Raw genomic sequence first — 19,924 nt, forward strand, 5'->3', positions numbered from 1 at the left:
TCCTGCTTAAATTTTAACCAATCATGATGGAATGATAAACCTGGAGAAAGAGCAACGTGAAATTCCGGCAGTGCAGCTGTACCCTTTGGGAGATGCTGCTGTGGTGGTGGAGTTTGGAAATGATATCAGTGAGCAGACGCACAAACAGGTGCGGGCGTTAAGCGCCTACCTTCAACAACACCCCTTTGCAGGATTGATAGAGTTTGTGCCTGCCTATACAACGGTTACCGTCTATTACGATCCCTGGGTATTAAGTGAGAAAGGAAACGTCAATCCTTACACAAAAGCAACAGGCTTCTTGCAGCGCATGCTGCCTTTTATAACGGATGCCCGGGAAAGCGAATCACCTCGCCGGATTGAGATTCCTGTGTTGTATGGAGGAGCGTATGGCCCGGACCTGGAGTTTGTAGCCCGCATCAACGAACTGCGTACAGAAGAAGTGATAGCCCTGCATACGCAACAGGATTACCTGGTGTATATGATTGGCTTCGCCCCCGGCTTCCCGTATTTAGGCGGCATGGACAAACGGATTGCTGCGCCACGCAAGGAAACGCCAAGGCAGGCGATACCAGCGGGTTCGGTGGGCATTGCAGGAGAGCAGACAGGCGTTTACCCGATACAAACTCCCGGGGGCTGGCAATTGATTGGCCGTACGCCTGTTCCTCTTTTTACACCAAACGCTACTTCCCCCAGCCTGCTACAGGCTGGTGATATCGTACGCTTTGTAGCGGTTACAGAAAAGGAATTCAACGAAAGAAAGGAGCAGCAGCATGAGTCTTAAAATAATCAGCTCCGGACTTTTAACCACCATCCAGGATTTGGGCAGGCACGGTTACCAGAAAGACGGCATCATTGTGAGCGGCGCCATGGATACCTTTGCCCTGCGTGCTGCCAACCTGTTGATAGGCAACGAAGAAGCAGAAGCGGGTATAGAAGTAACCCTGATGGGGCCAAAAATACAGTTTGAGCAGCACCACCTGATAGCCATTACGGGGGCAGACTTGTCGCCTACAATTGATGGTGAGCCTGTTAAAGGTTGGCGTCCGCTGTTTGTAGAGGCCGGTAGTGTGCTGGAGTTCGGCTCTCCCCGCAGTGGCTGCCGGGCATATATCTCCGTAGCCGGGGGCTTCGATATACCAAAGGTACTGGGAAGTTACGCGACCTACCTGAGCGCCGGGCTTGGCGGTTTAAATGGCAGCGCGCTGCAAGCGGGAGACACCTTGCCCTGCAAATCGTTTCCTGATAAAACAGAGCGTTTCCTGCAAGGAATGGTTCAAAACCAGAAAGGTGCTTCGGGGACGCAGGCAAACTGGGCTGTTGATTCGTCGCTTTATTTTAAATACGAAGAGCCGCAGCCCATACGGGTGCTGAAAGGACCGGAGTACGGTCTTTTTTCAGAACAAAGCCAGCAGGATTTCTGGCGCATGGCCTACCAGGTCACCTCGCAGTCTGACAGAATGGGCTACCGGTTGCGGGGCACCCGGTTATCGCTGGCGGAGCAGGCAGACATGCTCTCCAGCGCCGTTACCTTTGGTACCGTGCAGGTGCCCGCAGAAGGAAACCCCATTGTGTTGCTTGCTGATCACCAGACCACCGGCGGCTATCCACGCATTGCACAGGTTATTTCGGCTGATTTTTCTAAATTAGCCCAGCTCACGCCACGAGATAAACTCCGCTTTACCGAGGTCACCTTAGAGGAAGCGCAGTTACTTTACATCAGGCAGGAGAAGAACATCGAAAAAATAAAAGGAGCACTACATTTAAAAACACTTAAATGAAAGAGCAGTTGCGCGTGGATCTGAACTGTGACATGGGTGAAAGCTTCGGCAATTACCAACTGGGCGATGATGCGGCGATATTAAATTTTGTCACGTCCGCAAACATAGCCTGTGGTTTCCATGCCGGGGACCCAAACGTGATGCGGCACACGGTAAAGCTTGCTTTGGCGCAGGGCGTTGCCATTGGCGCGCACCCCGGCCTGCCTGATTTGGTTGGCTTTGGCCGACGTGAAATGGCTGTTTCCCCTGAGGAGGCTTTTAATATGGTGGTATACCAGGTAGGGGCCCTGGCTGCTTTTGTGCAGGCGGAAGGAGGGGAGCTGCACCATGTAAAACCACATGGGGCGTTGTACAATATGGCCGCTGTGAACGAGGCTTTGGCAGAGGCAATTGCGGAAGCTGTATACAAAGTAAAACCGCAGGCCGTGCTGTACGGCCTTGCCGGGAGCCAGCTTATCCGGGCAGGAGAAAAACTGGGGCTGGCGACAGCCAACGAGGTATTTGCAGACCGCACCTACCAGCCCGACGGTACCTTAACCTCCAGAAGACTACCGGGTGCCCTGCTCACAGATCCGGCCGATGCAATCCTGCAGGCGGTACGTATGGTGAAAGAAGGAAAAGTAAAAACGCAGCAGGGGGAGGATATTTCCATTCAGGCAGATACCGTTTGCATACACGGTGACGGACCGCATGCACTGACATTCGCACGCCACATACAGGAGGTGCTCACCAGTGAGGGCATTCTCTTGCAGGCAAAAGGCGGGGCAGGGGCATGAGGCCAAAGAAAAACTGGAGTGTGCTCTTAGGGGCAGCCTTTCTGATGGCGACCTCGGCAGTAGGGCCCGGCTTTTTAACACAGACCACCGTCTTTACCCAAACACTTGCCGCCAGTTTTGGCTTTGTGATTCTCGTCTCTATCATCATCGACATTGGCGTGCAGCTGAATGTGTGGCGTATTATTGCCGTGTCGGAGATGCGGGCGCAGGACATTGCCAACGCTGTTTTGCCGGGCCTGGGCCATTTCATTGCCGTGTTGATTGTGCTGGGAGGCCTGGCCTTTAACATCGGGAACGTTGGCGGGGCAGGGCTGGGGTTGAATGTGCTGTTTGGCTTCTCTCCTGAGGCTGGTGCTGTTGTCGCTGCTGCCGTTGCCATTGGCGTTTTCCTGGTGCGGGAGGCCGGCAAGGTGATGGATCGCTTTGCCCAGGTCATGGGCCTGCTCATGATTCTGCTGATCATCTTTGTGGCCTTTACCTCTGCTCCGCCCGTTGCGGAAGCGTCCATCAGAACCATTCTGCCTGATGAAGTCGATGTCATTGCCATTATTACACTGGTAGGCGGAACAGTTGGCGGCTACATTACCTTCGCCGGAGGGCACAGGCTGCTGGATGCAGGCATCAAAGGAGAGAAGGCACTGCCGGCGGTGGCTAGTAGTGCAGTGTCCGGTATCACCATCGCTTCTGTTATCCGTATTTTCCTTTTCCTGGCTGCGCTTGGCGTTATCAGCAAGGGGCTGGCTTTGGACCCGGCTAACCCGCCTGCTTCTGTTTTTCAGTTGGCTGCCGGAAACCTGGGCTATAAGCTGTTTGGCATTGTGATGCTTTCGGCTGCTGTTACATCTGTTATCGGGTCAGCCTATACCTCTGTTTCTTTTGTCAAGTCTTTTCATAAAAGTATTCAAGCCCATGAGAACTGGGTGATCATCGGTTTTATAGCTGTTTCCACGGCTGTTTTTGTGTTTATCGGCCGGCCTGTAAAATTGCTGGTATTAGCAGGGGTACTGAATGGCCTGATTTTACCGGTGACGCTGGGCACAATGCTGGTGGCAGCTTACAACAGGAAAGTGGTGGGGAATTACCGGCATCCGCTCTGGCTTACTCTTTTTGGGACGGGAGTGGTGGTGGTAATGGCCTGGATGGGTGGCTACACACTGGTTAAGCAGTTGCCGGAGTTATTTTAGCTGCAACAGCAGAATTATCAGCAGCACTGAGTAAGTACTCATATTTTCTTGAATCTAATATTTGCAACCGATTTCATAAAACCGTATGTTTGGAATCAGACAAGCGTAAGGCTATGTCTGAGAGAGTATGCGTTTCGTTTCTGCTTGTGCTTACTAATGCTAACCAATTATAAATGATGAATAGGAAATCGTATTTCAAAAAATCACTCTTTGTTCTTTTAACAACCTCTGTTTTAGCAAGTGGTTGCCAGAACACAAACGTAGAGAACAATGCCGACGGTGCTGAGGCGCAGACGGCAGAGCAGACATCCACACAGTTTTTGAACGAACCGCTGGTAACGGATCTGTATACAGCTGATCCATCGGCCCATGTGTTCAATGGCAGAATCTACATTTACCCATCACATGACATTGATGCAAAAGTAGCAGAAAAGGATGATGGATCTCATTTCGCCATGCGTGACTACCACGTGTACTCTATGGACAAAGTAGGCGGCGAAATCACTGATCATGGGGTGGCACTGGATATTGAAGATATTCCCTGGGCAGGCAGACAGCTGTGGGCACCGGATGCTGCTTACAAAAACGGTACTTATTACCTGTACTTCCCTGTTAAAGATAAAAACGATGTATTCCGGATTGGGGTAGCTACCAGCGATTCGCCAACAGGTCCGTTCAAACCACAGCCAGAGCCAATTGCCAACAGCTTCAGCATTGACCCTGCTGTGTTTATGGATGAGGATGGAAATGCCTACATGTACTTTGGCGGTATCTGGGGAGGACAGTTACAGCGCTGGGCCACGGGCCAGTATAATACAAATGATGTATATCCTGCTGATGACCAGCCTGCCCTGACGCCAAAGGTGGCACGCCTGCGCCCGGACATGCTCGGTTTCTCAGAGGAGGTTAGGGATGTACAAATCCTGGACGAAAACGGCCAGCCTTTGCTAGCAGGAGATAATGACAGACGTTTCTTTGAAGCTGCCTGGGTGCATAAATACAACGGTAAGTATTATTTCTCTTACTCAACCGGCGATACACATAATATTGCCTACGCCATCGGCGACACTCCTTATGGCCCATTCACCTATAAAGGAGTGCTGCTGAACCCGGTACAAGGCTGGACAAACCACCACTCCATTGTGGAGAAGGATGGCCAGTGGTACCTGTTCTATCACGACACACAGTTATCAGGCAAAACGCACCTGAGAAACATCAAAGTGACAGAACTGACCCACAGACCAGATGGCACTATCGAGACGATTACTGCTTACACTGAATCGGCCTCTAACTAGGCAGCTCCTTTAATATAAAAGCTTCAAAAGCCGCTTGAATAAAAATTCAAGCGGCTTTTGTGGTTCAACTTCCCATTCATGAAACACCTCTTCTTAGTTCCTGTGCTTTTTTCTCTGCTGTTAACGGGCTGTGTTGGTACTAAGCCCATCGATGCGGACGCCACAAAAGAAACAAAAGCGCTGTACCACAACCTTGGCAAGCTATCCAAAAACCACACGCTTTTCGGGCACCAGCACGCTACCGAATACGGCCACGGCTGGTACGGCGACGAAGACCGATCCGATGTAAAATCTGTTACCGGTTCGCATCCGGCAGTGATTGGTGTTGATTTCAGCGGGTTTTCAGGTCGCTCACCGGAGGTTATACAAAAGGCGAAGGAGGCTGTCAGGAAGAACGTAGTAGATACCTACAACCGGGGAGGGGTAACAACAGTTGCCTGGCACTTCTCCAACCCGGTATCTGGTGGGGGCTTCTATTGGGTTGATACTGTTTCGCTGCCAGGGGTGAAGTACATTATACCGGGGGGCGAGGCACACGAGCAGTACAAGGAGATCCTGAATAGCATTGGCGAGTGGGCGCACAGTGTAAAGGGGGCAGACGGAAAACTGGCTCCGGTTATTTTCAGGCCTTTCCACGAGTTCGACGGCGACTGGTTCTGGTGGGGGAAAGGCCATACGAGCCGTGAAGAATTTATTTCGCTGTGGCGCTTTACTGTGTCTTACCTACGGGACAGCCTGGGCGTGCACAACTTTATTTATGCTTTTTCGCCTGATAATAAATTCAGGAATGAAGCCGAGTTCCTGGAGCGCTACCCCGGTGACGAGTGGGTCGACATGGTGGGGATGGACAATTACGGCGACATGGGGCGCGATCGCTATGCAATTGATACAGCCGCCGCAAAGCTCAAAATCGTGTCAGATTACGCGAGAAAAGCAGGCAAGCTGGCAGCGTTCACAGAAACAGGGCTGGAGTCTGTCCCGGACGCGACCTGGTGGACGAACACACTTTTAAGAACAATGAAAAGGGACGACATGCGCCTGGCTTATGTATTGGTGTGGCGAAACGATACCAGCAGCCCTACACACTACTATGCTCCATTCCCTGGCCATAGCAGCGTGCCGAATTTTATGGAGTTCTACAACGACCCCTATACCTTGTTTGAGAAGGACCTGAACAACATCTATAAAAGGAAGAAGTTTTTAGGTTTATTATAAAAAGAACCAGTAGCAGAAAGTAAAAAAGAAAATGATTCAGGTAATAAGAACCCATTCAGGAGACACGAACTTCATAGACCTGGTGAGACTCCTGGATGCTGATTTAGCACATCGCGACGGGGAAGACCATTCCTTTTATGCCCAATACAACAAGCTGGATAAAATAAAATTTGTAGTAATGGCTTATGAAGACAGTAAGCCAGTGGGCTGTGGTGCAATAAAGGAACACGAGCCGGGTACAATGGAAGTAAAGCGAATGTTCGTTCGCCCCGAAAGCAGAGGGAAGGGCATCGCAACTACAATTCTGTCTGAATTGGAAAGCTGGGCAGGCGAGTTGTCCTTTACAAGGTGCATCTTAGAGACCGGGATAAGGTATCCCGAGGCAATCGGGCTTTATAAAAAAAACGGGTATAACCGGATTCCTAACTATGGCCAGTATGCTGATGTGGAAGACAGTGTATGCTTTGAAAAGTTAATAAAATAAACGGGCACGCGCACATCTGCAGGCTTGCTAAGCCCAGGGACAGGCAGCTGTTTCACATTCCGTTAAAGCCGACCACAGCCTAAAGCTGTACTGCCCGTAAGTTGAAATACATAATGCGGAGCCTGATAAAACCTGAAAAGGTTGCCAGTTACACTCTGGCTTATACAGGCTACTTTCTGTAAGGGATAATTTTGTTGTCCTTTATCAGGTAGGCTTTATCTGCCTTGTCTAAAATAGCTTCCTTGCTGTCAGAGTAAGCTTCTATTATCCTGTAGGGCTTGTCTTTGAAATGGGCAGCCAGTCTTTCTAACTTTTCCTCATCTTTGCATGCTTTCCCAATTACCTTGTAGGTGTTGCCTACGTAGTGTACCCTTGTGCCGGCAAACCCGTTGATAGGGTACATGTCGAACAAGGGTTTCACGTAAAGTTCAAGTCCTCCTGTGGCACAGTACAATTCGGCGCCCTCTTCTTTCAGTTTGTCGAAGCGGTTTTTGAGTTCCTGGTTAAACTTGTCCGGGAATTCCTTTTCCCAGAACTCCTCTGCATACTGTTCCACCTTATCTGGCGGTAAATTGTCCAGGTAGTTAAAAAAGTTCTCCTTGAATTCTGTTTTCCTTATCTGATGGAGTTTTTTAAGAACATTGTAATACCCCATCTGGAAGATATAATGAATTCTGCCGGGCTCTTTTGAAAGAACAAATTTATAGAACTCATCCTTAGAGCTCTCTTTGTAAAAGGTGCCATTCAAATCAAAAACAACAACCTTTGTTTCTCCTGCGCTACTTTCCATTATTTAACCAAATAAAATCCGGGGCTTTCTCTTTCACGCTGATTTTCTTTATTTGTTCTCTTTTTTGTCTGGTTCTGCAGCAGCAAAGAATAAATGAAAGAGGTGGGTAAGGAATATGAACCAGCAAAACGTATACTTTCCAGCAGGCTTGTTAAGAGGTGAAAATGAAACTAAATTAGGGCTGCAACACTTATCAGGAATGAACAATAAAGAACAAGTATGCTGGAATATTCTATGTTTGAAAGGCTTCCTTTCCGGAGCCAGGCAGAGTCTTTAGCGAAAGACGGTACCATACTTGCTCAACGCAAATACAATGAGTGGCAGGTTACCCTCTATTCATTGAACGGTTTGTTTGTAGAGCTTTGGGCAGGGAAGGAGGCACAGGTTATCAGTACGTTTAAGAAGTCTGCCAACGCTGTCGCAGTTTTAGATCCGTATATAGATGATATTGATGTTCAGGATTTCCTGAACTATTAAACTCAATATATAAGCAGTTTAGCCTGTACCGGCAGGAGGCAGCACTCAGTTGCCCCTGCCGGTAGCTGCGAAAAGACAAGCACTCCTGCTGCTTTATCCAACACAGGCAGGAGCACAGCAGGAATAAACAATATACTTTCGGGAGCTACAGAGATTCTTGTATGGCGACATTAAACTTCCCTTTTACTTGCTGTGCAAAGGCAAGAAACCGGGAGAGTGTCAGCGAAACATCTGCAGGATAGCGTGCAGGTATTTTCTCCTGTATGTCCTTCTGATAACGGGCGTAGGTGCCAAAATCAAAAGGGTACAAATCAGGCTCTGTGCCAAGAAAGTCGCCTGCTTTTTTTGCCTGTGCCAGCACAGCCTCTAAGTCATTCTGCGTGGCAAGTCCAACGCCATCCACACCATTCGAGAAGGGAAGCATAAAGATATTATCATAGGGGGCGGTGTGTTGCAGGTACTGGTTAAGGTTATGGATTGAGCGCTTTGCGTTAAAGGCCAGCCAGAAAGGAACGGAGCCGGTGCGGATTGTCCAGTAAGGATCCATCAGAAAGAACATATCGGCTATCAGGGTGTCTGGTTCTATGTTGCGCTGCCGGTACCACCAGCGGTACAGTTCAGCTACAAAGGGACTCAGATCCTCAGGTTCCTGGTAAACCATACGCTGCACCTGATAGCCATTCTCTCTGGCAAATGCTTCTGCATCCTCTCGGAGAGCCTGTGCAAAGCCCTATTCAGATTCCAGTATGTTCCCGTCAGGAGAGGGGGCGTCCCACTTGTCTACTGATGATTTGTTCTGTTTCAGGAATGCCTTTATTTCATCGCTTCCCTGGTAGTATTCCTCGGGCTTGATTCCACCCAATCCGCCAAACTGGAAAAAGTGCCGGTCGCCTACTTTTTTGCCCGGCCAGGTCTTCTGACACTCCACGAGCAGGAGGGTGCCGTTTTTCTCCAGGTTTTCAGCGATGAACCTTTTGTAGGCTTCGCCTAGCTGCAGGCGCTTTACTCTGAAATAGGAAATGGCATCCAGCATAGGCCTGTCCTGGTTCGGGTCCATCATGTGGTGGAGTTGCAGCTCCGGGTTGCTCTTCAGTAATTGTTCTGCCGGCTCCCGGGCCCATTCCATACGCTGTATCGGGGCATCTACAGATAAGTGACCAGGAGTTCTGACAGGAATCAGGAAAGTTTGCGGCAGCCAGGGGGCTCCCATGGCTGCGCCTAAATGCACGGCGGCGCCACTGGACGAGCCGATGAGAATGGTGGAATACTTGCGGCTGGGGGACAGGCCTGTTGCCCACTCCGAAAACTCCTCTGCCTGCACCTCCTTTAGCTTGCCGGGATCAACGGCTTCGTTAGAACTTCCTTTTATGTAAACAGTCTTTTGCAGGTTCCAGGGCAAGGCATTTATCGCCTCGGCAACCAGGTCGCTGTTCGGTAACTCGCCTACGCCCATAAAGCCTTCGCCATGCATAAAATTCCCCAAAGCCTTTGCCATGCCAGAGCAGGAGTCAAAATTAGCGACAAACCAGGGAGTGCGGTTACGGAAGTTGCGCAGGAGAGATGATATCATTTACAGTTGCTTAAAAGGTTTATGTGCAGGCTTTACAGCGATAGATTTTAGTACTAGCATATACTTCTGTTCATAGTTCGTGGTTCGTTCACCCAGGTTTGGGTGGTTGTGATGGCGGCAGTTTTGGTGCTTTGCAGGGAGAGACCGGGCAGCCGAAAGGACTTCCATCAGGTATACTTTTACAGGAACCTCCGGCTTGTGAAGGCGTACAGTAGGTATCTGCTGTCAGAGATAGGATCAGCAATCGCCTGATAACATTTTTCACACGTCAACTCTACTTCCGCTCATGAAAAACAAACCAGAACACGAAAACACGGATACAGCAACTCCTGCCTTACCACCAGAAGTATCTGTTACGCTTACCATCAACGGGGAGGAAAAGCAACTGGCAGTTGCCCCCTGGACCTCCTTACTGGACCTGCTCCGTGACCACCTGAACCTTACCGGCACGAAGAAAGGCTGTGACCATGGCCAATGCGGTGCCTGCACCGTGCTGGCAGACGGCAGGCGCATTAACTCCTGCCTGACTTTGGCGGTGATGAAAGATGGCTCTGAAATTACGACCATTGAAGGCCTGGCCAAGGACGGAGAACTTCATCCGGTGCAGCAGGCTTTTATTGATCACGATGCTTTCCAGTGCGGCTACTGCACACCAGGCCAGATTTGCTCCACTATCGGGTTGATTAATGAGGGCAAAGCGAAGACCCTCGACGATATCCGGGACCTGATGAGTGGCAATGTGTGCCGCTGCGGGGCATATACCAACATTGTAAAAGTAGTGCAGGAAGCACTGGAAAGGAGCCAGGCTCAATGAGAAGTTTTACTTATACCCGGGCGAAAGATACAGCCAACGCCGTGGACGCAGTGTCTGCAGGTGATGCAAAGTTTATAGCTGGTGGTACCAACCTGCTCGACCTGATGAAAATACAGGTGGAGCGGCCCAGCCACCTGGTAGATATTACACGCCTCGCGTTAGACACCATTGAAGAGACAGATGAAGGAGGCCTGCGCCTCGGTGCGCTCGTCACCAACGCTGATACAGCCTATCACGAGCAGGTAGAGAAGCGCTATCCTATCCTGTCGCATGCCATTTTAGCCGGAGCCACAGCGCAGTTGCGCAACATGGCCACGGATGCAGGCAACCTGCTGCAGCGCACCCGCTGCTATTATTTCTATGATACCGACACGCCCTGTAACAAGCGGGAGCCCGGAACTGGTTGCTCGGCTATAAACGGTTATAACCGCGACCTGGCTATTTTAGGTACCAGCGAACATTGTATCGCCACACACCCTTCGGATATGGCAGTGGCTCTTGCGGCACTGGAAGCGAAGGTACGCGTTACCGGGAAAAACGGGGAACGGGTTATTCCGCTTGCTGAATTCCACAGGTTACCCGGCGACACCCCGCACATCGACACCAACCTGGAAACCGACGAAATAATTACGGCCATCGATTTGCCAGTTAAAGGTTTTCCCGACCATTATACTTACCTGAAGCTGCGTGACCGTGCATCCTATGCTTTTGCCCTGGTTTCGGTTGCGGCTGCGCTGGGCTTAGAAGGCGACACTGTCAAAGAAGCGCGCATCGCGCTCGGAGGTGTAGCACATAAACCCTGGCGCGTGCCTTCAGCCGAAGCTATGTTGCAGGACCAGCCTGCTACCAGGGAAAACTTTGAGAAAGTTGCCGAGGCATATATACAGGGCGCCAAAGGATACGGGCATAATGATTTTAAAATTGAGTTGGCAAAACGTGCCATTGTACGTGCGCTGGAACAAGCCAGAGATATGGAGGAAAAATCATGAAAACAGATCAGATAGGAAAACCAGTGAACCGTGTAGACGGCCGCCTGAAAGTAACCGGAGAAGCGAAATACGCCGGAGAGTTTAACGTGCCGCACCTGGCTTACGGTGTGGTGGTAAACAGCGCGATTGCCAAAGGAAGAATAAAGAAGATTTATACTAGTAAAGCCTTAGAACTGGAGGGGGTGCTGGAGGTGTTTACGCACGAAAACCGCCCCGGCTATGTGTGGTTCGATAAAAACTACAAGGACATGGATGCGCCTCCCGGTTCACCGTTCCGCCCGCTTTACGACGATGAGGTAAAATTTAGTATGCAGCCCATCGCACTAGCCGTAGCCGAAACGTTTGAGCTGGCCAGGTATGCAGCCTCGCTGGTGCAGGTGGAGTACGAAAGTGCGCCACACGACACAGATTTCGAGGCTGGTATTGAGAGGGCTTACGTGCCGGAGGAGTACAACTCCGGGGAACCGCCGGAGCCATGGGGGCAACCGGATGAGGCCCTGGCCCATGCAGCGGTAAAAATAGAGGGGGAATATACCCATTCCAGTCAGCACCACAACCCAATGGAAATGCATGCCTCCACAGTGGTTTATGGGCAGGATGGCAAGCTGACGGTGTACGATAAGATCCAGGGGGTTATGAACACCCACCAGTACATTACGCACGCTTTCGGCATGCAACCGGAGGAGATACAGGTTATCTCTCCTTTTGTGGGTGGGGCGTTTGGTTCGGGCCTGCGGCCGCAGTATCAGCTGTTCCTGGCGGTGCTGGCGGCACGGGAGCTGAAGTGGTCTGTCCGGGTCACGCTGACGCGCCAGCAGATGTTTTCCTTCGGACACCGTCCGCACACCGTACAGCGGTTTAGATTGGGAGCCTCCAAAGATGGGAGGCTGGAAGCCCTGCAGCAGGATGTTTTTGCAGAGACTTCCAGGTTTGAGGATTACAGCGAGGATGTGGTCATCTGGCCGGGCATACTTTATCACTGCGATAATGTAAAGCTAAGCCATCAGTTGGTGGACCTGGATGTGTACACGCCCCTCGACATGCGTGCGCCTGGAGGAACCACGGGTACCTTTGCCCTGGAATGCGCGATGGACGAGCTGGCTTATGCGTTGAAGATGGACCCCATTGAATTCAGGTTGAAGAATTACTCGGAGAAAGACCAGAACGAGGACAAGCCTTTTTCCAGTAAGGAGCTACGCGCGTGTTACCGGCAGGGCGCTGAGAAGTTCGGGTGGGAAAAGCGGAACCCGGCACCGCGCTCTATGCGTGAAGGCCACAACCTGATAGGGTGGGGGATGGCCCATGGTGCCTGGGAGGCGAACCAGGCGCAGGCCAGCGCCAAGGCCGTTCTGACACAGGATGGTAAACTTACCGTAAGCAGCGCCACCGCCGATATCGGGACCGGCACTTATACTGTGATGACACAGATTGCCGCAGAAACGCTAGGTCTGCCGTTGGAGGATGTCACGTTCAGGCTCGGGGACTCCTCCCTGCCCGATGCACCGCTGGAGGGTGGGTCCAAAACCGTATCTACAGTCGGTACAGCCGTAAAATCTGCCTGCGACAAGGTGCGGGAGCGGCTCCTGGAGTTGGCGCAGCGGGTAGAAGCCTCTCCTTTGGTAAATGCAGGAGTAGACGATGTTGTTTTTGAAAACGGGAAAATCCGGTTGAAGCACGAGCCCTCTAAAGCTGTTTCTGTTGTGGCAGCCATGCAGCAAAACCAGGGCAATGCCATAGAAGAAGAAGTATCGAGCAAGCCAGCCGACAACCAAAGCGACTACGCCCGCTACGCTCACTCCGCCACCTTTGTGGAAGTGAAAGTGGATGAAGACCTGGGCACGATAAAAGTTACCAGGGTAGTGAGCGCCATCGCGGGTGGCCGCATCATCAATCCCAAAACAGCCAGGAGCCAGATACTGGGAGGTGTGGTGTGGGGCATTGGTGTTGCCATGGAAGAAGACACGGTGATGGACACTAACCTGGGCCGCTTTATGAACCACGACCTCGACAAATACCATGTTCCGGTGAATGCCGATGTGCATGACGTGGAGGTAATCTTTGTGGAAGAAACAGATGAGATCGTCAATCCGCTGGGAGCGAAAGGCCTGGGAGAGATAGGCATTGTGAGCGTGGCTCCGGCTATTGCCAATGCTGTTTTTCATGCCACCGGCAAACGCGTGCGCCAACTGCCCATCACATTGGATAAGCTGCTGTGATGCAGGTTCATCCACAGTGATAATAAAGTCAAAGTCACTCATTACAGTAAAAAGCCCGCTCAACTACATGCTTGAGCGGGCTTTTTAAATTTATGCTACAGTTCAGGCTGTCAAGAGCGTTTTAAGTTTAGCAGAGGCAGGAGGTTCCAGCATAAAGACCGGGTAAAGCTGCTTTTATGAATTTCTATATAGGGAAAAATATATTATGATTTTCTTTAGGAGTCTTAGCCAACGCTTTCTTATCTTGGATAAGAAAATGTTGACTATAATGATGTGCTCAAATACAACAGGAGTTCTTCAAAATGGCCTATAGCAAACACAACTTCTTTCTAAACATGTTGAAAGAGCTAATTATTATCATACAACCAGTTCTCTATACTTGATATGAAGCAGTTTTTGTTGGCCGCCTTTCTTTTTGCTGCTTTGCCTGCATACTCTCAGAGCGGCAGAATCGAGATAGGAGTCATTGATAGCATGTATTCCACAATACTAGGAGAGAATAGGCAGGTATGGGTGCATATCCCCGCTCAACCTAAAGGTTACGAAATTTTTGCTCCCAAGCGATACCCCGTGCTTTATCTGCTTGACGGTGACTGGCATTTTCAGTCTGTGACAGGAATGCTGCATTTTTTAAGCTCGGAGAACAGCGTCGGTATAATTCCTGAGATGATTGTGGTGGCAGTTATGAACACGAACAGAACGCGTGACTTTACTCCCACAAATTCAACAAAAGATTGGAATGGAAAAGAACAAAGGTATCTAAGGCATTCTGGTGGCGGCAAGAATTTTACTGCGTTTCTTGAGCAAGAGCTGATTCCTTACATTGATTCCAAATATCCAACAGAGCAGTACCGCATGCTTGTCGGTCATTCTTTCGGTGGATTAATGGTTGTAAACACCCTCGTTGAAAAGCCAGCTCTGTTTAAATCTTATGTAGCCATTGACCCAAGCCTGTGGTGGGACGATAAAGTGGTTTTGAATAACGCTGCTAAAGCAATTCAAGAAGATAGAATTAATGACATAAAGCTGTTTCTGGCGGTTGCGGATACAGTACTAGCTTCGGATGATGCAGCGCACGTTAGAGCTAACATGGCGTTAGCGAAAATGCTTGAAAAGCAACATAGCGCCTCTCTAACCTGGAAGTATTACAAAGGAGAAAATCATTACACGGTTCCCCTGATGGCAGAAAATGATGCTTTGCGCACATTGCTAAAATATGAACCTTTACCTATTCCAGAAGCAGGCGTAGAATCTCCTGCTTTTCATGCAGATTTTGTAAAGAAGCACTACACACATATATCAGACCAAGTTGGTTACAAGATGTTGCCTCCCGAAGACTTAGTGTTCCGATTTGCTTTGGCCTGTATGTACCGTAAGTTGCCTGAGAAAGCATATGGCTTTCTAAAGCTGAACATGGTGAACTACCCTAACAGCTATAACGTGTTTGACAGCATGGGAGAATATTATGAAAGGCAGGGAGACAAAGTAAGGGCTATTGAATCTTATGAAAAGGCTCTTATGATAAAGGAACATCCTGGGACTAGGGCTAAGCTTGCCAAATTAATAAACGGCGAAAATGCTGCCAAACCTAGGTAGGGCAGAATCTCAAAATTAAAAAAACAAAGGCTAACCCTGCACAGGCTCCATACTCGGCTTCGCCTCGTTCACAGCCTGTACTAATCCAATGGGCAACATAGATAAATTAAATGAATCTTCATTTAAAAACGACTTCAATGAGTAAAAACAAGAGTGTCATCTTAGTCTTGGCTTTAGCTGTTACAACCTTGTTGTTCAGCTTTAAACAGTATGAGCAGGCTGCTCCAAAAGAAACCATGACTCTCATAGTCACAAGTAGGAACAGGGATATGCTGGTAAATATTTCGACCACTGGAAGTAGCAGCAGCTTTGTGCAGAGACGAGTAAAGGCTGAAAAGGAGCATGGTTATTCTGGTGCGTTAAAAATAATAAGATAGCAACAAGAGAAAGGGTGGCAAATCAAGAGCATCAACTACGCCACAAGTGTTGAGCCTGACTCTGACCAAGATTACTATTTGTATTTCCTATTAGAAAAATAATCATAGCAGCAATAAGGTAAAACTACAGTTATCCAACCACACCTAAAAAGCACTTTTTAGCCCAATCCGTTTCCAGTAATATAAGATGACAGAAGAACTCAAGAATTACGAATCGACATTAAGGAAGAAACACAGCTTCAATTGGACACCGAAATTTGAAGAAGAGTTTTGGACAGATTTGAATAAAATAGTATTTGTGCCAATTGTCGTTAAGACCTTTGAAAAATTAGGATGGGATTTGGTTTTTCAAGATGAAACTTCAGCAGAAGCCAAACGCAAAGGTGCTTGGAACAGTTGGACTGAAAAAATTTCTGTGATTTATGAATATGGAAAGGTAAAAGTTAAGAGTGTTTCTCTTGGAAATGAAATGTGGGATAATGGTCGGAATTCTAAAAGGGTAAAGCTCTTTATTTACACATTCCAACAGACCGAAAAAGAATTTGACAAAGCAGCTTTAGCTGAGTTGGAAAAGGAAGTGGAGAAGACAAAAAACTGGGACGATTACGAAATTCCAGAAAGTTTACCGCAACCCAAAGAACGAAAAGAACCTCAGTTGTGGGTGCCAATTGTTGGTGGAATAATTGCAGCTCTTTTATTAGGCTTTGTAGTAGCTTTTCTGTCCTTAAAAGGGATTTACATAATCGGAGTTTTTGAAGTAGGTATTGCTTTCGCAATTGGCTTTGTGCTCAAGTACTTAATAAAGGCAAGTAACTACACCAATTACAGCAAGCTCAATTTTTTAATGATTGGAATGGTGGGAATTGTCTACGTTTCCAACCAATACTTTCAATATCAAATTATATTGATTGAAAATAATTTACAACCAATTGGATTCTTGGAATTTATAAAGCTAAGGCTCGAAGCTGGTTTGACAATCAAATCATTAAATAATGGTTGGATTGGATTAGTTATTAGCTGGATATTCCAACTTGGCTTAACCTATGCTATGGGGGTGTTGCGTCTTGTGTCAAATTTGACCTCTTATCAATTAGAACGAGTGCCAATGGAAGTTGTCGACTTTGCATTTTATCATTTTGTCAAGGAAAAAACTGAGGACCAGGTAAGGACTGAATTATCTAAAATGGGATGGACTGAAGAACAAGACCAAGATGAAGTGTTTGAATCAATTGGAGCGGTCCAAGGTGCAACAGAGTTAAATAGAATGGAATAAAATACTCTTGCCAACAAAGCATATAAGTCATGCTTCGGCTACGCCTCGTGCACCTTATGTACGAGCCGTTAGCAGTCAGTTTAAAACCACACCAATAAATCAATAAAGAATAAGGTACTTCTAACATGGCCAGTGATACAAGTACCCTCTAGACGAAAGAACTTTATTTTAGCAATATTTCATCCTATATTCATCAAACCCAAGACCACAATGAAAACCTTATCCCTCAAACATTTTCTTATTGTATTATTGGCACTAACGGTCCTGACATCTTGTGAAAAAGAAGACCCTCCTGTAACAAATGCAGATCCTGTAGCTAATGAAGGCGGTTATGGGAATGTGTCTTATTTCGCAAAAGCCTCAGGTACTGGTGTAAGGAGAATGGGCAATACACCTAACAACACATCGAACTCCGTTGCTGTTGAGTGGTCCGCAGCGTCTATTTATGTAGAAAAAATAGCGTTTGTTGGGGAAAGCGATAACCTGCTCGATACAACCATTGTCGTTGAAAAGAACATAAACATCTTTAATGCAGAAGCTTTAACGGGAATAATCCAGCTACCCACGGGTTCTTACAAAGATGTGAAGGTTAAACTGTTTGCTCGAAAATCAGAAAAGTCTGAATTAGCTTTCAACCTAAGGGGGACGTTCATCAATACGAAAGGAGGAACAGATAGTGTAATAGTAGGAAGTTCCTATCCCTTTGAGGCGAATCTTAAGGTGACGGATATCGTCATCAATCCTTCCGACGAATATAACGTGACTTTCACCTTCGACTTAGACAAAGTATTATCAGGTATCTCGACAGAGTTACTACAGACTGCAAGAAGCTATACCGGAAAAGATAATAGTGTGATGTATGTGATTTGGAAGGGCGGATCTGATGAGGAACCGTTTTACGACCAGGTTATTGAGAACTGGCAAACTGTTGCAACTGTTGACGTTTCTAAAAAATAAGCCGACCACACTAAACCAGATACAGGATACGCCTGTCGTGTGCGCATTTGTGATTTTACGGGTTTCCTTTTGTTGGCTCCGGCAGATGCTGTTTTTGAACATGTGCAATAGTAAAGCTTGTATTTTATGAAGAAAAATAACGATGAGGCTCCTTACGGGAGAAGACGGTTCCTGTCTTCTGTTTCCAGATTTGTAGGCACTTCTATGGTGATGACGGTGCCCGGTGTAAGTCTGGCCGGCAGCTTCTGGCAGACCAAAGCCCCGTTAACGGTCGAGCAGGTAATCGGGATAATTCTGAAAGAAATACCGGGTGCCCCGTTTGCCAACACCGTTGATCAGCTAAGGTCTGGTAGAATGGATCAGGAAGTAACGGGAGTCGTAACCACGATGTTCCCCACGATAGAGGTGATAAATCAAACTATCAAGGCCGGAGCTAATTTTATAATTGCTCATGAAACATCCTTCTACAATAACCAGGACGAAACTGACTGGCTGCAGGAAGATGATGTTTACAAGTACAAGGTTGAGTTGCTAAATAGGCACAGGATTGCCATATGGCGTTTTCATGATTACTGGCATGCGCACAAGCCGGATGGTGTCATCATGGGCAATTTGATAAAGTTGCGTTGGGATAAATATTATGACGCCGATAGCCCCAGGCTACTCACCTTACCCAAGCCAATGTCTTTGAAATCTATAGCGGCTCACGCCAAAGAAAGGCTGGGTATAGAAACTGTACGTGTAGTCGGTGATCTAAACCAGGATTGTAAGACAATTTACCTGGCCTTCGGTTATATGGACAGCAGAAGGCAGATAGCTGCCATCCAACAGTATAAACCGGATTTAATTTTAAGTGGCGAAACCAGGGAATGGGAAACCGTAGAACGAGTAAGAGACGGCTTACAAATGGGGCAAAAAACCTCTTTACTGGTCCTGAGCCATGCGGTAAGTGAAGAAGCCGGAATGGAATATGCCGCTAAGTGGCTACAACCAAAAGTTCCCGGCATCAAGGTAAAGCACATCGCATCTACCAATCCTTTCACGTTTATATGAGCAGGCAGGGATGTTAACCGGGGATAAAGTGTTAAACACCGCTGCCATAGCCGGGCAAAGGAGCATTTACAAAAGCGCAACAGGTATGTGAAAGAAGTTTTCCCGTTAGATAATAGGCTGCAAGGTTTATCACCTTGCAGCCTATTATTCAGTATCCAGGTTTAACTCCCTATAAGAGCTTTTACGCTTGCGCCGCTTCCTCCAGCACATGCTGCAAAGGCTCTGAGGTGATATTCGGGAGCGTTAACAGGGGCACATATGCTTTAGCTGCCACTTGCATGGTCGTTGTTTTACTCAGCAGCCTGTTCAGGAAAGAATGCTCTCCAGGTAGCAAAACAAGTAAATCAGCCCGCTGCTCCTGCACATAATTTTTGATTTCTTTGGTTACGTCCTCCGTCCATCTCGCCTGTACATCATAATAAGCTATGCCCTGCAGCTTAGCCTGTAGGGCACCTAACATCGCTGCTGCACGCTCTGGCTCCTGCTGTTGCACATTCTTCTTGTACAGGTGGAGCACATGCAGTTTGCTTTCAAACGCTTTCACTATGGCACGCAGCGAAGCGAGTAAGTGTAGTTCAGGCAGGTTGGATGGATTGATAGCCGCTACAACAGCTTGAAGACCGTTAAACTTTCTGTGGGCAGGTACAGCCAACACCGGCGTATCGCTGTGCTGAATGATGGCCATGGTGGTGGTTCCTACCAGGGCCTGGCTTATTGCACCTGTGCCCCGCATACCCATTACTACCAGGTCTGCTTCATACACCCTGATGGCTTTTAAAATTTCCTCGGTTGTTAACCCATAAGTGCAGACACAGGTGATAGGCACAGCATGCTTTTCATCCTCCTCCTCTTTTAGTTTAAAGGTGTAGAAACCATTAGGTAAGGGTGATAAAGAACTACCGGCACTGTTATATTCCAAAGAAAAATTCCTGCAATTGTTATGAAGCAGTTTGCTGGTGTTGGCTTGTAGCTGTTCTGTAAGCTCCCCCGTATTTTGAGCCATTTGAAAGTTGACTTTTCAATTTACAATTTCTTCCAATAAATCAACCGGAGCTCTGAAGTTGAGGGCCTGATGAGGCC

Annotated in this window: 20 protein-coding genes; 16 read left to right on the forward strand and 4 right to left on the reverse strand. The window is 48.1% G+C overall.

What is annotated here, in order from left to right; all coding sequences use genetic code 11:
* Window positions 1-31 precede the first annotated feature (31 nt).
* The 7 genes from pxpB to ACYVB1_RS19395 all read left to right on the forward strand — a co-directional run bounded on the left by pxpB (window position 32) and on the right by ACYVB1_RS19395 (window position 6,732).
* Window positions 32-781, forward strand: a complete 750-nt coding sequence (gene pxpB, locus ACYVB1_RS19365) for a 5-oxoprolinase subunit PxpB (RefSeq protein ID WP_460925465.1) — start codon at window positions 32-34, stop codon at window positions 779-781.
* Complete coding sequence (locus ACYVB1_RS19370) at window positions 771-1,778, forward strand: 5-oxoprolinase subunit C family protein (RefSeq protein WP_460925466.1); 1,008 nt, start codon at window positions 771-773, stop codon at window positions 1,776-1,778. The genes pxpB and ACYVB1_RS19370 overlap by 11 nt, the downstream gene beginning before the upstream one ends.
* The gene (locus ACYVB1_RS19375; protein ID WP_460925467.1) at window positions 1,775-2,554 is read left to right on the forward strand and encodes a LamB/YcsF family protein; all 780 of its coding nucleotides are present in this window, start codon (window positions 1,775-1,777) and stop codon (window positions 2,552-2,554) included. The genes ACYVB1_RS19370 and ACYVB1_RS19375 overlap by 4 nt, the downstream gene beginning before the upstream one ends.
* A complete protein-coding gene (locus ACYVB1_RS19380) occupies window positions 2,551-3,738 on the forward strand; it encodes an NRAMP family divalent metal transporter (RefSeq protein WP_460925468.1) in 1,188 nt (395 codons plus the stop codon). The genes ACYVB1_RS19375 and ACYVB1_RS19380 overlap by 4 nt, the downstream gene beginning before the upstream one ends.
* 176 nt (window positions 3,739-3,914) lie before the next feature.
* Complete coding sequence (locus ACYVB1_RS19385; RefSeq protein WP_460925485.1) at window positions 3,915-5,033, forward strand: glycoside hydrolase family 43 protein; 1,119 nt, start codon at window positions 3,915-3,917, stop codon at window positions 5,031-5,033.
* A gap of 78 nt (window positions 5,034-5,111) precedes the next feature.
* Window positions 5,112-6,248, forward strand: coding sequence for a glycoside hydrolase family 26 protein (locus ACYVB1_RS19390; RefSeq protein WP_460925469.1), 1,137 nt, complete (start codon window positions 5,112-5,114; stop codon window positions 6,246-6,248).
* 31 nt (window positions 6,249-6,279) lie between these two features.
* On the forward strand, window positions 6,280-6,732 hold the full coding sequence (locus tag ACYVB1_RS19395) for a GNAT family N-acetyltransferase (RefSeq protein ID WP_460925470.1): 453 nt from the start codon (window positions 6,280-6,282) through the stop codon (window positions 6,730-6,732).
* A 169-nt stretch (window positions 6,733-6,901) separates the two neighbouring features.
* Here ACYVB1_RS19395 and ACYVB1_RS19400 read toward each other — a convergent pair whose 3' ends face one another.
* Window positions 6,902-7,522 (reverse strand): HAD-IB family phosphatase, encoded by a 621-nt coding sequence (locus tag ACYVB1_RS19400; protein WP_460925471.1) that lies wholly within the window; start codon window positions 7,520-7,522, stop codon window positions 6,902-6,904.
* A gap of 219 nt (window positions 7,523-7,741) precedes the next feature.
* Here ACYVB1_RS19400 and ACYVB1_RS19405 point away from each other — a divergent pair, with 219 nt between their 5' ends.
* Complete coding sequence (locus ACYVB1_RS19405) at window positions 7,742-7,999, forward strand: hypothetical protein (RefSeq protein WP_460925472.1); 258 nt, start codon at window positions 7,742-7,744, stop codon at window positions 7,997-7,999.
* 145 nt (window positions 8,000-8,144) lie between these two features.
* Here the strand turns inward: ACYVB1_RS19405 and ACYVB1_RS19410 are convergent, their stop codons facing one another.
* Both ACYVB1_RS19410 and ACYVB1_RS19415 read right to left on the reverse strand, forming a co-directional pair.
* Window positions 8,145-8,660 carry a hypothetical protein gene (locus tag ACYVB1_RS19410; protein WP_460925473.1) on the reverse strand — a complete coding sequence of 172 codons (516 nt, stop codon included), beginning with the start codon at window positions 8,658-8,660 and terminating at the stop codon, window positions 8,145-8,147.
* 69 nt (window positions 8,661-8,729) lie between these two features.
* The gene (locus ACYVB1_RS19415) at window positions 8,730-9,569 is read right to left on the reverse strand and encodes a hypothetical protein (RefSeq protein ID WP_460925474.1); all 840 of its coding nucleotides are present in this window, start codon (window positions 9,567-9,569) and stop codon (window positions 8,730-8,732) included.
* A 286-nt stretch (window positions 9,570-9,855) separates the two neighbouring features.
* On the opposite strand from ACYVB1_RS19415, the gene ACYVB1_RS19420 reads away from it, so the two are divergent.
* From ACYVB1_RS19420 to ACYVB1_RS19455, 8 genes are all read left to right on the forward strand, one after another.
* Complete coding sequence (locus ACYVB1_RS19420) at window positions 9,856-10,383, forward strand: (2Fe-2S)-binding protein (RefSeq protein WP_460925475.1); 528 nt, start codon at window positions 9,856-9,858, stop codon at window positions 10,381-10,383.
* On the forward strand, window positions 10,380-11,372 hold the full coding sequence (locus ACYVB1_RS19425; RefSeq protein WP_460925476.1) for an FAD binding domain-containing protein: 993 nt from the start codon (window positions 10,380-10,382) through the stop codon (window positions 11,370-11,372). The genes ACYVB1_RS19420 and ACYVB1_RS19425 overlap by 4 nt, the downstream gene beginning before the upstream one ends.
* Window positions 11,369-13,588 (forward strand): xanthine dehydrogenase family protein molybdopterin-binding subunit, encoded by a 2,220-nt coding sequence (locus tag ACYVB1_RS19430; RefSeq protein WP_460925477.1) that lies wholly within the window; start codon window positions 11,369-11,371, stop codon window positions 13,586-13,588. The genes ACYVB1_RS19425 and ACYVB1_RS19430 overlap by 4 nt, the downstream gene beginning before the upstream one ends.
* 384 nt (window positions 13,589-13,972) lie before the next feature.
* Window positions 13,973-15,184 (forward strand): alpha/beta hydrolase-fold protein, encoded by a 1,212-nt coding sequence (locus ACYVB1_RS19435; RefSeq protein ID WP_460925478.1) that lies wholly within the window; start codon window positions 13,973-13,975, stop codon window positions 15,182-15,184.
* Between the two features lie 137 nt (window positions 15,185-15,321).
* The gene (locus tag ACYVB1_RS19440; protein WP_460925480.1) at window positions 15,322-15,561 is read left to right on the forward strand and encodes a hypothetical protein; all 240 of its coding nucleotides are present in this window, start codon (window positions 15,322-15,324) and stop codon (window positions 15,559-15,561) included.
* Window positions 15,562-15,748: 187 nt separating this feature from the next.
* Window positions 15,749-16,834, forward strand: a complete 1,086-nt coding sequence (locus tag ACYVB1_RS19445) for a hypothetical protein (RefSeq protein ID WP_460925481.1) — start codon at window positions 15,749-15,751, stop codon at window positions 16,832-16,834.
* Between the two features lie 210 nt (window positions 16,835-17,044).
* The gene (locus ACYVB1_RS19450) at window positions 17,045-17,791 is read left to right on the forward strand and encodes a hypothetical protein (RefSeq protein ID WP_460925482.1); all 747 of its coding nucleotides are present in this window, start codon (window positions 17,045-17,047) and stop codon (window positions 17,789-17,791) included.
* A gap of 126 nt (window positions 17,792-17,917) precedes the next feature.
* Window positions 17,918-18,844, forward strand: coding sequence for a Nif3-like dinuclear metal center hexameric protein (locus ACYVB1_RS19455; protein WP_460925483.1), 927 nt, complete (start codon window positions 17,918-17,920; stop codon window positions 18,842-18,844).
* Window positions 18,845-19,025: 181 nt separating this feature from the next.
* Here the strand turns inward: ACYVB1_RS19455 and ACYVB1_RS19460 are convergent, their stop codons facing one another.
* Entirely contained in the window at window positions 19,026-19,763 is a 738-nt protein-coding gene (locus tag ACYVB1_RS19460) for a universal stress protein (protein WP_460925484.1), read from the reverse strand.
* Between the last annotated feature and the right edge of the window lie 161 nt (window positions 19,764-19,924).

Source organism: Pontibacter brevis, from assembly GCF_054779655.1.